The organism is Streptomyces sp. WY228 (genome assembly GCF_019287315.1).
GTDB lineage: Bacteria > Actinomycetota > Actinomycetes > Streptomycetales > Streptomycetaceae > Streptomyces > Streptomyces caviscabies.
Map to the genome: position 1 here is coordinate 4,782,208 of NZ_CP079114.1, position 12,509 is coordinate 4,794,716.

Consider the following 12,509-nt stretch of genomic DNA (forward strand, 5'->3'; position numbering starts at 1 on the left):
GTCTGTTGCGGAGGTGCGGGGGTGCGGAGGTGCAGGGATTCGGGGGTACGGGGGTGGGGCCGGGCCACCGTGGTGTGCACCGGTGGGCCGGCCCCAGGGACGGGCGGGGAGGAGCTGGACCGCGCGGACCGGCGGGTCAGCCGATCACGTTGTCCACGCCCTTCTTCGCCGTCTCCCACGCCTTGTCCGCCGGCTTGCCCTTGCGCTCGACCTCGCTCAGCGCGTTCGTGATCTGCTGCATCACGTTCTGGTCGTGCACACCCAGCACCTGGACCGGGGAATCCTTGGCCGCGTCACCGAAGATCTGGCCGATCGGGGCGCCCGAGAAGTACTCGTCCTTGGCGTCCGAGATCGTCTCGATGGCGCCCGTCGAGGACGGGAAGTTGCCCTGCTTCTGGAAGACCTTCGCCTGCTGCTCGGGGGCGGTCAGCCACTCGATGAGCGCGTACGCCTCCTTCTTGTGCTTGGCCGCGCGCGGGATGGAGAGGTACGAGCCGCCCCAGTTGCCCGCGCCGCCGGGCAGCTTGGCGATGTCCCACTTGCCCTTGCCCGCGTCACCGGCCTGGCCCTTGACGTAGCCGAGCATCCAGGCCGGGCACGGGATCGTCGCGAACGAACCGGCCGCGAACGCCTGGTTCCACTGCGGCGACCACTGGTCGAGCTTGGCGCTCAGGCCCGCCTCGGCCGCCGCCACGGAGGTGTCCCAGGCCTCCTTGACCGCCGGGTTCTTCTCGTAGATCAGCTCGCCGGAGGCGTCGTAGTACCGCTCCTCCTCCTGGCCGATCATGATCCCGTAGAGCGAGCCGACGCTGTCCAGCCAGGCGCTCTTGGCGGGGGCCTTCTTCTTGTACTCCTTGCCCAGCTCCAGGTAGCCGTCCCAGGTGGCCCACTTCTTCGCGAGCTCCTCGCGGTCCGTGGGCAGCCCGGCCTGCTTGAAGAGGTCGGTGCGGTAGCACATCGCCTCCGGGCCGACGTCCGTGCCGAGGCCGAGGATCTTGCCGTCCTTGGTGGTCGCCGCCGACCACTTGGCCTCGGCGAACTCGTCCTTGAGCTTGTCGGCCCCGAATTCCTTCAGGTCCTGGAACTTGTCGGCCTGCTGCTGGGTGACCGACGCGATGCGGCCCACCTCCACGCCCTGCACGTCCGCGAGACCGCCGCCGCCCGCGAGACGGGTCTGGAGCGACTTCCAGTAGTCCGCCTCGTCCTGGGTGTCGCTCTGCTTGATCGTGATGTTGGGGTTGAGCTTCTGGTACTCCTCGTACAGCCCGGCCTCCTTGAAGCCGAACGACCCGAAGAGGTCGACGTTGAGCGTGACCTTTCCGCCCGCGCTGTCGGACGAGTCCGACGAGTCGCCGGATCCACAGGCGGCGAGGAGGGCCCCGGCGAGGACGACCGCGCCGAGGCGGACAGTGGCTCGCTTGGCGGCTCGGGCGATGGGCATGGGAAGCCTCCCTTGGCTTCGGGATGAACCGAGCGCCTTGAGAGCGCTCTCAAAACCTGCGTCTGGAGCGTCCCCCACCGCCCCCGCCCCGTCAAGACTCGAACGCATAACAGCTTGGGGTTACACCGGACTACCGCCCAACTGCCTTCGGTGTGCGTTCTCTTGACACTTACGTTTCAGGAGTTTTACGTTCCTTGACACTTGAGAGCGCTCTCGAACGCGCTCTTCGCCCCCCATGATCGAGGTGCTGCTCGTGCTGACCTCCCTCTCCGGACTCGTTTCCCGAGTCACCCCCAGACCCGCCGCGGCGGCGCTTCTCGCCGTCGCCGTGGCCGCCGTGGGCCTGGGTCCCGCCGCATCGCCCGCTGCCGCCGCCACCATCCCCGCCGGCGCCGGCAGCTACACCGACAGCCGTCCCGCCGGGACCTCGGGCCCGACCACCAACACCGGCGCGCCCGTCACCCCCAAGCTCACCACCGCCGCCCGGGACCAGCCGGTCCCGACCAACGACTGGTGGTCCTCGCTCGCCTTCCAGCGCTACGGCGACAACCCGTACAGCACCCCCATGTACGGCCACCCCCTCACCTACCAGGCGACCTCCGGCGGACTGGAGGTCGGCTACCCGACCTCGCCCGCGATCGTCGGCGACGGCCGCCAGTACGAGTACGCCCACAAGGCCGACCTCACCGTCGGGCTCTCCGGGCTGAACTCACCCGACACCAAGGCCGACGCCTGGTCCGACTGGACGGTCACGCCGTACTGGGCCGACGGCTCGCGCACCTTCCGGGCCACCATCGGCCACGGCATGCCCTTCGTGTACGCCAAGGGCTCCGGCGGCGACGCCCGCGTCACGACCGCCTCCGCGCCCACCGTCTTCTCCGACCAGGGCAACGTCCTCGGCATCACCGTCGCCGGGCACCACTACGCCCTCTTCGCCCCGACCGGCAGTGACTGGAACGTCTCCGGCTCCACGATCACCGCGGGTCTCGGCTCCAAGGACTACTTCTCGCTCGCCGTCCTGCCCTCCACGGACGCGCTGGCGACCTACCGGAAGTACGCCTTCAGCTTCGTCACCGGCTCCCAGGTGGCCTGGCAGACCACCGGCGGCAACGTCCGGGCGACCTACAGCCTGACCACCGAGGCGAAGGAGGGCACCGAGCGCGGCACGCTCCAGGCCCTCTACCGCCACCAGTGGCTGCACACCACCGACGCGCTGACCCCGTACACGTACGTCTCACCGCGCGGCACGATGAAGGTGCGCGAGTCCGCCACCTTCACCACCAGCCAGAAGAACAACGGCGTCGTGCCCGCGCTGCCCGCCTCCAGCGGCGTCGACAAGGCCCGGCTGACCGGCTACATCAACGAGGTCGCCAACGCCTCGGACCCGTTCTCCGGGGCCTCGGACACCTACTGGACCGGCAAGGCGCTCGGCCGGCTCGCCCAGCTGGTGCCCGTCGCCGACCAGATCGGCGAGACCGCCGCCCGCGACAAGCTCCTCGGCCTGATGAAGGGCCGGCTCCAGGAGTGGTTCACGGCGGGCGGGGCCAGCGAGTTCAGCTACGACAAGGACTGGAAGACCCTCACCGGCTACCCGGCCTCGTACGGCAGCGACACCGAGCTCAACGACCACCACTTCCACTACAGCTACTACGTCTACGCGGCGGCGATCATCGCCCAGTACGACCAGGCCTGGGCGGCCGACTCGGCCTGGGGCACGATGATCAAGCACCTGATCCGCGACACCGCCAACCCGAGCCGCACCGACTCCGCCTACCCCTTCCTGCGCGGCTTCGACGTGTACGCCGGCCACAGCTGGGCCTCCGGCCACCAGGGCTTCGCGGCGGGCAACAACCAGGAGTCGTCCTCGGAGTCCATCAACCTCAGCGCGGGGCTCGTCCTCTGGGGCGCGGCCACCGGTGACAACGCGCTGCGGGACCTCGGCAGTTACCTGCTGACGACGGAGTCCGAGGCCATCACCCAGTACTGGTTCGACGCGGACGAGCAGGTCTTCCCCGCCTCCTTCGGCCACGACACGGTCGGCATGGTCTGGGGCAGCGGCGGCGCGTACTCCACCTGGTGGACGGCGAACCCGGAGGAGATCCACGGCATCAACGTCCTCCCGGTGACCGGCGGTTCGCTCCACCTCGCCCGTGAGAAGGCGGCCATCAAGCGCAACATCGCCGAGATGGAGCGCGAGAACGGCGGCCCCGCCCAGGAGTGGCGCGACCTGCTCTGGGAGTTCGAGTCGCTGGCCGACCCGGCCGCCGCCAAGGCCAAGTGGGACGGCGTGAACGGGAATTACGAGCCGGAGCAGGGCGAGTCCAAGGCGCACACCTACCACTGGATCAACACCCTCGCCTCCGTCGGCGCCCCCGACATGACCGTCAGCGGCGACATCCCGACCTCCGCCGTCTTCTCCAAGGACGGGACGCGCACCTACACCGCGCACAACCACGGCTCGACCGCCCGTACGGTGACCTTCTCCGACGGCAAGACGCTCTCCGTACCGGCCCGTTCGACGGCCACGAGCACCGGACCCGGCGGCAGCGACCCCGACCCGGAGGAGCCGGGAGAGCCGGAGGAGCCCGGCCCGTCCACCGGCAACACCTTCCGCCTCAAGACCGGCGGCGTCCTCACCACCGCCACCACGGACCCGGCGGGCTCGGACACCATCGTTTCGGCCGACGGCGTCAACCGGGACGGCACCCCGTACCGGCCGACCGTCTACGAGGTGAAGAAGGTCAACGGCAAGGTCTCCGCCGGGGCCGCCACCGCGTTCCGCCTCCGGGTGGACGCGGGCACGGCGGTCGGGCTCGCCCCGCAGGTCCGGGTCAGCTACGACCTCACCGGCGACGGCACGTTCGACCGGGCCGAGACCTTCCGCTACTTCGCGACCGACCCGGTGAACGGGTGGGAGGAGTACACGCAGGCGGCGGGCGTCCAGACGGCCACCGGCAGCCTGGGCGAGCTGAAGAACGGCACGGTCCGGCTGGAGATCTGGAACGCGCTGGGCAACGGCACGTCCCGGGTGCAGACCGGGACGGACGCGGCGGTGCTGCGGATTCCGTACCAGTGACCGCTGCCGGTCTTCGGCCGGTCGACGGCCGGCCGAAGACCGGTGGGCGGTGATCCGTACCGGACGGCCACTGGGGGACGGCCGGTACGGGTGACACAGAACGCGGCGGGTCTCCGGTTCCTCAGGCGGAGGCCCGCCGTACGTGTGCGCGGGGCCGGGGCGGCCTCGCTGTGCGGGTCCGGGGGTGGCCCTGCTTTCAGGCGGAGGCCCGCCGTACCAGCGTGACCGGGGTGATCACCGACTCCGGGACGTCGCCGCTGCCCGTACGGTCCCGGTCCAGCGCGCGCAGCAGCAGCCGGGCCATCAGCCGACCCTGCTCCTCGATCTCCTGGCCGATGGTGGTCAGCGGCGGGTCGGTCTCCGAGGCCACCGAGTCCATGTCGTCGAACCCGACCAGCGCCACCTGCTCCGGCACCGCGATCCCGCGCTCGCGCAGGACCCGCAACGCACCCGACGCCATCAGGTCGTTGGCGGCGAACACCGCGTCCAGATCGGGCCGCCGGTCCAGCAGCTCCGCCATCGCCCGCGCCCCGCTCTCCACGGTGAACGCCCCGGCGGCGACGAGCGTCGGATCCACGTCCAGCAGCACGTCCCGGTAGCCGTCCAGCCGGTCCATCGCCGAGGTCTGGTCGGAGGGGCCGCCGATGTGCGCGATGTGCCGCCGCCCGAGGTCCTTCAGATACCGCACGGCCAGCCGCGCCCCGCCCCGGTTGTCCGCGTCGACGTACGGCACGGCCTGGTCGCCCGGGTCGGCGGTCCAGCTGGGCCGGCCTCCGTACACCGCCGGGATCCCGGCCCGCCGGGTGATCGCGGGCACCGGGTCGTCGGTGTGCAGCGAGAACGCGAGCGCCCCGTCCACATGCCCGCCGGACAGATACCGCGCGATCCGGTCGAAGTCGCCGGGCCCCTCCACGAGCAGCAGGACGAGCTGGGTGTCGTGGGCGGTGAGCTCCTTGCTGATGCCGCGGATCTGCTGGGAGAAGAACGGGTCCGAGAAGAACCGGGTCTCCGGCTCGGCGATGACGACGGCCACCGCGCCGGTGCGCCGTGTGACGAGGGTCCGCGCCGCGTGGTTCGGTATGTAGCCCAGCTCCTCGACCGCCTTGAGCACCTTGTCCACGAGCGGCTTGCGGACTCCGTCGCCCCCGTTGACGACCCGCGAGGCGGTGGCCCGGGACACCCCGGCACGTGCCGCGACGGCTTCCAGGGTGGGCCGGGACCCGGGGGACTGCTCGGGCAAGGCGGTCGCTCCTCGTCGACGGGGGCGGCGAAACGCGGGCTGGTGCGCGGGGCTCGCGCGCGGGTGCGCGCGGGGTGCGTCGTGCGCGTGCTGGGTGCTCGGTGTCGCCGCCGGATCGGCTACAGCCTAGCGCCGGGCTCAGACAGGTCTGAGAGCGCTTCCAGAAGGAGAGCGGCGGAGGCGGTGTCGTTCCGATGCCGTACGCGGCGACGCCGGGGTTGCCGGAACTGCGCCTCTTACGGGCCAACTGCGCGTTGAACACGCTGGGTATGCATGGCCATCACTCAGAGTGGAAGGTGTGCGGCATGGAAGCGATGGAGCGGCGCAGGGCGGCGGCGGACCGTGTGCGGACGGCGGAGGACGCCGTGGAGCGACTGCGGGAAGGCCTCGCGGAGCACGGGGTGAAGCTGCCGTCCCTGCGGATCGACCCGGTCTCGTGCGCGGGCGACGAACCGGCGCCCCTGGTCGACCTGGGCCGCTGCAACATCGACACCGCGTTGCGGCTGTGCGAGGTGCTGGCGGAGAAGGAGAGCGGTCATGACGAGTGAGGGATGTGAGCCGGGTACGCCCGAGGCGGGCGCGTTCGCGGTGGACGGGCGGGACGGGCGGGTCGGCCGGGTGACGGGCCGGTCCGGACCGAACGTGCGGCTGCGGCCGCCCGGCGGCGGGCCGGAGTGGGAGTGCCCGGCGGAGGCGGTGCGGCCGGCGTCCCCGGGGGTGGTGCTGCGGGCCCGGGTGACGGAGATCAACCGGGAGGGGCAGCTGCCACGTTGAGGGCGGGGCGGGGTGCGGACGGGCGACCATCTGCCGGCCGTCGGCCGTTCACCGGGAGTGCGACGGGCTGTCGTCCGCTCGCCGGGCGGGGCGCCGACGGCACTCGTTACGCTGCCCCGATGGCTGATGACGAGGGAATGCGGGCGGGGGCGCGGGCGGCGCGCCGTCTGGCGGAGCTGGGCGTGTGCGAGCTGGGGCCGGGCCTGAGCGCTGCGGAGTTCGACCGGATCGAGGCGGCGTACGGCATCGTCTTCGCCGACGACCACCGGGGCTTCCTGGCGGCCGGGCTGCCGGTGGACCGGGCGGGGCGGCCGGAGGAGGGCGAGTCCCCGCGGAACCCGTGGCCCGACTGGCGCGACGGCGACCCGGCCCTGCTCCGGGAGCGGCTGGAGGGGCCGGTGGAGGGGCTGCTGTTCTCGGTGGAGCACGGCTGGTGGCTGCCCGGGCGGTGGGGCGCGCGTCCGGCGGACCCGGTGGAGGCCGTCGCGGCGGCGCGGGCCGCGCTCGCCTCCGTACCGAAGCTGATCCCGGTCTACGCGCACCGGTACCTGCCGTCGAAGGAGCCGTGCGGCAGCCCCGTGTTCTCGATGCAGGGGGCCGACATCATCCACTACGGGCGGGACCTGGCGGACTGGGTGGAGCGGGAGTTCGTGGGGTGGGAGGCGGGCGCTGCGGAGGGGCCGTCCCCGGCGGCCGGGAGCGGCCCGCCGTTCTGGTCGGACCTGGTCTTCTGAGGAGCGCCGGGGAACGTACGGGACGGCGGGGCCGACCCCTCCTCGGGGCCGGGCCCGCCGCCGTTCGGGGGCGTACTCCGGTTCGCCGTCACATGATGCGGAACGCCAGGTAGTACGCGGACAGTTGCTCGTGGTAGCCCGGGTCCTCGGCCTGCCGGTGGCGGTCGAACTCCGGGGAGTCCTTGACCTGTTCCTTGGTGAGGTCGACGTAGACCTTCCGCTCCTCGGGGTCGATGCGCTTCACCGTGCCCGCGGGCAGCAGGACGTCCTTGCCGAAGATCCAGACCCCGGTGTCGACCAGCAGATAGGCCGAACCCACTTCGTCGGAGTGCTTGTCGACCTTTCCGATACCGCCGTCGGTCGCCTCGACCGCATAACCGGTCAGATCGGCGCCCGCGGTATGGCCGCTCGACGGCTGGTAGCCCCACAGGGAGTCGCTCATTGTGGCTCCTTTCGCAAAGGCCGCCCGGATTGTTCTTGCGGCGGATCGTCTATGCGTTATTGATATTCCGCTGAACGTCGTGTGCCCGGGGAACGACGGCCTACACCTGGCCCGTGTGCCGGGACGAGAAACGGGGGCGGGACCGGGCGCACGCCTGGTCCCGCCCCCGTTTCCGCTGTTCAGAGCCGCTTACGGGCGACTACCAGCGGTACCACCGACCACGTCGGCCACCGCTCGCGGCAGGGCGGACGAAGAACCCTATGAGCCAGAGAACCAGCACGATCACGGCTATCCACCAGAGAGCCTTGACCGCGAAACCGGCACCGAAGAGAACCAGGGCGAGAAGGAGAACGAGTAGCAGGGGAACCATGATTATCAACCTCCAGGAATTCAGGTTCCCGCTGTTTTCCCGTCTACACGCGGAAGGTGCGGAATCATTGATGGCGGGCGACAGCCGCGCGCGGACGAGTTCCCGGGGCCCGCCGTCTAGCGTGCGTCCGCCGACGGGCGGGTGACCACCTTGATGTTGAAGGTGTGGGAGCCCACCCCGCCCGCGATGCCCATGAAGAGGAACGCGAAGTGTTCCTGACCGCGCGCCGTGGTGATGCCTCCGATGTCGAGCTGGGAGGACTCCGGCCAGCCGAGGTCGGTGAGCAGCCGGCCGGTGGTGCGCTTGGCCTCGGCGTCGTCGCCGGAGAGGAAGACCGTGCCCGGCTCGGTGAGTTCGCCCGGGGCGGTCATGGTGGTCGAGTCCATCGTGCAGAGCGTCTTGACGACGGGCGTCAGGGGGAAGGCCTCCTGGATCAGTTCGCCCAGGCTGCTGTTGGGGTGGGTGAGGGCGCTGAAGTCGTCGGAGAGGCCGACCCCGACGTCGATCAGCAGGGTGCCCGCCAGGGCCGGGGCCCCGATGGAGTGCAGCAGGTCGACGGAGACGCCGCCCGGGGTGGCGTTGACCAGGGCCTCCGCGTGCGCGGCCGTCTCGTCGAGGCTCGCGACGGGGAGGCCGAGGTCGGTGCGTTCCTTGGGCCGACGTGATCCGAGGAGGACGTCGTGCCCTGCGGCGCGCCAGCCGTGGGCCAGGGCGCGGGCGACATTTCCGGTGCCGAGCAGTCCTATACGCATGGGGAGGACGCTAGCCAGCGGGGCGGGCGTCGCGGATCGGCCGATGGGTCCGTGCGAGGCAGGACGTATGGCCTAGTCCGCAGGGCGGGTGCCCGTGCGCGGCGTCAGTGGTGGTCGACCGCGCGGGCGAGCTCGACCAGCCATCCGACGATGCTGAGCGGCGCCGGAGGTTCGACCTCCAGGCCGAGTTCGGCCAGTCCGACGGCGTAGTCCGGCTCCTCGACGGGCAACGCGAGCAGATCATGAAGCTCTCCGGCGAGCTGGGCCACCAGCCCCGGATCCGTGCTGTCCAGGTAGTCCTGGAGCGCGGCCGCGTGGTCCTCGAACTCGTCCGGCATGTCCTGCGTGTACCAGCCTCCGAGCAACTGCGCGAGCTCCGGAAAGCGGGCCCGCCACTCCCAGTGGGTCTGCGGAGGTGCGGGCGGCGGCGCCTGGCCGGTCTCGACGCTCTCCTTGAGGCGGTCCGCGAGCATCAGGAGCCAGTCCTGGATCCGCTCGTCCGGCAGCCCCACGTCCGGCACCGGATAGAACTCGCCGAGGCGGAGCCGCAGTCGGCCCGGAGGGTTCCGGGCGTACTCACGGAGCTGGAGTTCGGCGGTGGCGATGGACCACGGGCGGGTGCGCCAGGTGTGGCGCAGATAGCCGGTGATCGCTTCCTCGTCGTCCGCGGTCCGGCCCAGGTAGGCGCGGACCACCTGATCCAGTTCGCCGTACTTGCGGTCGTGTTCGAGTGGCTTGAGGGACACGGATGCCTCTAGAGATAGATCGGTGCGGTGGAGTGGACGACGAATCCGTGCGGACGCGTGGGCTCGCGCCTGAGGACGACTCGTGCGGCGCGCACATCGACGGCAGGACGTCCGGCCAGCATCATCGCCTGGAGCAGCACGCGGCCGACCGGCTCGGGACGGGAAGGCCAGGCCGCCTCGATGGTGAGGCGTTGCCGGGTGGACTGGGCCAGCCAGTGGTGGATGGTCTGCTCGTTGGCGGTGACCACCTGCTGTGTGGCCCACTGGGCTGCTTCGCGGTCGGTGTACGTCGCGCTGCGGGTTCGCACGGTGTGCGTCACTTCCCTTTCGGCCACACGGGCGGATGGGCGGAGGCGAGGTGGTCGATGATCGACCGTGCGAGGAGAGGGAAGAATTCCGTGAAGTCGGCGTTGCCCGATCCTCCGCTGAACACCTCGGAGAAAAACCGGTCCATCGCGTCCTCGTCATTCTGGAACAGTGCCAGCGCCTCGTAGCTCTCGGCGGCCAGTCCGGGAAGGTTCCACATGCACAGGGGATGCGTCTCCTCGATGATCAGGGCGATGCTCTCCTCGATGCTCGCGGACTGCATGTCGTCGGAGATCGCCACTCCGTCCTGCCCGAAGTAAATAGGCAGGAACTGGCTGAATCGCGGAAATCTGAGCGAGATCTCCCGAGCTGTCCAACCTCGGCGCTCGTACTTTTCCTCGGTCGGAAGAGAGCGCCAGTCCAGAATGTACGAGGAGATCTCGCGATATATTTCGGGGGTTCGGTCGGACGGTGCGGCGGCGGGGATCTCCCTGAGCGCCGGAGACCCGGGGTCCGCGGCGAAGGTCTCCGCGGCGGTGAGCAGCTGGGAGGCGATCTCGTAGAAGGTCCTTCCGCCGCCGCGCTGCGCGTACGACAGGCCGCGGAGGGTCGGTCCGAGGCGTCTTTGCCACTCATCCGCATCCGTCGGGATGCCGGTGGAGGAGAAGGGAGCCAGGAGGATGCGCGCGCCTTCCAGGCCGAAGTGGTCCATCATCTCCTGCCGCCGTACGCCGCCCCTGTCGTCGCTTCCGGTCATTCCTCTTCCTTCTTCACAGGGGCCGGCATGGAGGTCAGGACAGTGAAAGGTGGATCGAGGTCGGGATTGTACACCAGGCGCGTTTCGACGCCTTTCACGTTGGTGGCCTTGTCCGACGGGAACGGGGAGTTCTTCATCTCCTGCTTTTCGATGCTCCGGCCGCTGTACTCATCCGGGTCGGCGGTATGCGGTACTTTAATGTCGAGGCGTTTTCCGGAATCCGGCTGATCGTCGATCCAATCCTTGATGGTTTTCTGGTTCGCGTCGATGGTGTACTGCGTCATCCGCTGCGCCGAGTCGATGTCCTTGAAAGCGGATGCTCTGGCGACCATGGGCTGTCCGTGTTCCCACTCGGTTCCCGGGCGCGGCCCCTTCTTCAGGTCGTCTCGCAGGCGCTGGGCGAGCTGATCGTCCGTGAGGCCGACGTGCTTGTTGACGGTGTGCGAGTTCTCCAGCCACTCCGTCGACGCCAGGTCGATCTCGTAGATGCCGAGGTCCGCGTTGCCCGACCGCGACCAGCGGTGCCGCGGCTTGAACTCGTCGAGGGCCCGGGCGCCGAACGCCCGGGCGCGTGCTTCCTCCGCCGCGAACCGCGGAGCGCTCATGAGCGCCTCCGTCAGCTCGGCTTCGAGACCTCTCACGGTCGTGGCGGCCTCGTGGAACGCGGCATGGCAGGTCTCCACGGCGGCATCCGCGCCCGCCTTGTCCATGTGGCTGGCGAAGGTGGCGGTGATCTCGCCGAAGGCCATGGTGGCCCCGAGCCTGGTCAGTTCGCCGAAGTCGATGTCCACCGTCAGGTCCTTGACGGTCGCCTTGGCGGCCTCCGCCGCGAGCCGCGAGGTGGTGTCGCGGCATGTGTCCGCCGCGTCCGCGGCGTCGTGGAGGGCCCGATGAAGCGTTTCGCCGGTTCGGGCGAGCACCTCGATGACGGGCCGCCGGTCGGCCGGCGAAACGGACGGGTTGGTCCGCCACTCGCGTGCGTCCGCCGCCCCCCGGGCGGCCGGCTTCGCGTCCGAGATCCGACGGCTCCCGCCCCAGGCCGTCGTGCCCCAGATCGACTGGCAGAAGGAGTTCATCGCCGCCTGCCACTCGTTGTTGCTGCCGTCGGTGAGATAGGCGATGCACGAGGTGAAGTTGGTGGCGGACTCCTTCGCCGCCTTGGCGGCGGCGAGCCAGGCGTTGCCTATGCCGCGCAGCTCGCCCGTGTTGGCGCCGGGAGTGATCTCCACGGTTTTGCCGAGGCGGAGCTGGTGCTCGACGGCCTCGTCGATCTGTTCGGCCAGCCAGTCCGGGCCGTTTCCGGCCCACGCGAGGATCGGTCCGGAGTCGTCGCCGGTGCCGGTCCACTTGATTGACGAGACCGACTTGTACGTGGTCTTGCCGACGCTGGTCGGAGGGCTCCGGCGCGGCGGTTCCTCTCCGCGGTGCTGACGATTGGCGGCCCGCGAGGCCCAGTCCGCCTGCTGGTAGTTGTTGGCCGTCACCGTCAGTCCGACGATGACGCCCTCGATGCTCATGATGCCTCTGGCCCACAGCTTGAGGAAGCTGTCGGCCACGTCCTCGTAGGCCGCGGCGAGGGCGTCGGCGCCGTGCCCGCGCCCCGCCGCCTGCGTCTGGCTCCAGCCGCCCACCGCGTCGACCAGCCGGTTCGCGGACTTGTGGAACTCGAACTGCTCGTTGCTGACGAGTCCCGAGGCGTAGTAGACGTGTCCCGGCGAGACGTCGAAGCCGCCGCCTGCGTCCGGCGGAGCCGACGGCTTGAGCTCCTCCACGTTCCTCTTGCGCTCGCGCTCCGCCGAACCGGTGTCATGACGGGAGATGTCGGCGCCGTTGGGGTCCTCGAGCGATCCCGGTGACGGTTCGGGCGTCGG

The 12,509-nt window shown here is 70.3% G+C and carries 13 protein-coding genes; 4 read left to right on the forward strand and 9 right to left on the reverse strand.

From position 1 onward, the window contains the following. Positions 1 to 136: 136 nt before the first annotated feature. The gene (locus KV381_RS20845) at positions 137 to 1,441 is read right to left on the reverse strand and encodes an ABC transporter substrate-binding protein (protein ID WP_103538459.1); all 1,305 of its coding nucleotides are present in this window, start codon (positions 1,439 to 1,441) and stop codon (positions 137 to 139) included. A 235-nt stretch (positions 1,442 to 1,676) separates the two neighbouring features. On the opposite strand from KV381_RS20845, the gene KV381_RS20850 reads away from it, so the two are divergent. Further along, positions 1,677 to 4,517 (forward strand): glycosyl hydrolase, encoded by a 2,841-nt coding sequence (locus tag KV381_RS20850; RefSeq protein ID WP_098026459.1) that lies wholly within the window; start codon positions 1,677 to 1,679, stop codon positions 4,515 to 4,517. A 196-nt stretch (positions 4,518 to 4,713) separates the two neighbouring features. On the opposite strand, the gene KV381_RS20855 is transcribed toward KV381_RS20850, so the two are convergent. Then, positions 4,714 to 5,757 carry a LacI family DNA-binding transcriptional regulator gene (locus KV381_RS20855; RefSeq protein WP_030077521.1) on the reverse strand — a complete coding sequence of 348 codons (1,044 nt, stop codon included), beginning with the start codon at positions 5,755 to 5,757 and terminating at the stop codon, positions 4,714 to 4,716. 305 nt (positions 5,758 to 6,062) lie between these two features. Between KV381_RS20855 and KV381_RS20860 the strand changes: the two genes are divergently transcribed. The 3 genes from KV381_RS20860 (at position 6,063) to KV381_RS20870 (ending at position 7,265) form a co-directional block, all read left to right on the forward strand. Further along, positions 6,063 to 6,305, forward strand: coding sequence for a hypothetical protein (locus KV381_RS20860; protein ID WP_030077523.1), 243 nt, complete (start codon positions 6,063 to 6,065; stop codon positions 6,303 to 6,305). Next, positions 6,295 to 6,531 carry a hypothetical protein gene (locus KV381_RS20865; protein WP_030077525.1) on the forward strand — a complete coding sequence of 79 codons (237 nt, stop codon included), beginning with the start codon at positions 6,295 to 6,297 and terminating at the stop codon, positions 6,529 to 6,531. Before KV381_RS20860 ends, KV381_RS20865 begins: the two co-directional genes overlap by 11 nt. A gap of 119 nt (positions 6,532 to 6,650) precedes the next feature. Continuing rightward, positions 6,651 to 7,265 carry a hypothetical protein gene (locus KV381_RS20870; protein ID WP_030077527.1) on the forward strand — a complete coding sequence of 205 codons (615 nt, stop codon included), beginning with the start codon at positions 6,651 to 6,653 and terminating at the stop codon, positions 7,263 to 7,265. A gap of 88 nt (positions 7,266 to 7,353) precedes the next feature. On the opposite strand, the gene KV381_RS20875 is transcribed toward KV381_RS20870, so the two are convergent. From KV381_RS20875 to KV381_RS20900, 7 genes are all read right to left on the reverse strand, one after another. Then, positions 7,354 to 7,707, reverse strand: coding sequence for a PRC-barrel domain-containing protein (locus KV381_RS20875; RefSeq protein ID WP_030077529.1), 354 nt, complete (start codon positions 7,705 to 7,707; stop codon positions 7,354 to 7,356). 199 nt (positions 7,708 to 7,906) lie between these two features. Next, positions 7,907 to 8,077 (reverse strand): DUF5670 family protein, encoded by a 171-nt coding sequence (locus tag KV381_RS36615; protein ID WP_010071635.1) that lies wholly within the window; start codon positions 8,075 to 8,077, stop codon positions 7,907 to 7,909. A 116-nt stretch (positions 8,078 to 8,193) separates the two neighbouring features. Next, a complete protein-coding gene (locus KV381_RS20880; protein ID WP_218785981.1) occupies positions 8,194 to 8,829 on the reverse strand; it encodes an NADPH-dependent F420 reductase in 636 nt (211 codons plus the stop codon). A 104-nt stretch (positions 8,830 to 8,933) separates the two neighbouring features. Continuing rightward, positions 8,934 to 9,575, reverse strand: a complete 642-nt coding sequence (locus KV381_RS20885) for a contact-dependent growth inhibition system immunity protein (protein WP_218785982.1) — start codon at positions 9,573 to 9,575, stop codon at positions 8,934 to 8,936. An 8-nt stretch (positions 9,576 to 9,583) separates the two neighbouring features. Then, entirely contained in the window at positions 9,584 to 9,883 is a 300-nt protein-coding gene (locus KV381_RS20890) for an RNase A-like domain-containing protein (protein ID WP_030633002.1), read from the reverse strand. Between the two features lie 8 nt (positions 9,884 to 9,891). Further along, positions 9,892 to 10,638 (reverse strand): hypothetical protein, encoded by a 747-nt coding sequence (locus tag KV381_RS20895; protein ID WP_218785983.1) that lies wholly within the window; start codon positions 10,636 to 10,638, stop codon positions 9,892 to 9,894. Continuing rightward, positions 10,635 to 12,410 carry an RNase A-like domain-containing protein gene (locus KV381_RS20900; protein ID WP_218785984.1) on the reverse strand — a complete coding sequence of 592 codons (1,776 nt, stop codon included), beginning with the start codon at positions 12,408 to 12,410 and terminating at the stop codon, positions 10,635 to 10,637. Before KV381_RS20900 ends, KV381_RS20895 begins: the two co-directional genes overlap by 4 nt. Positions 12,411 to 12,509 lie beyond the last annotated feature (99 nt).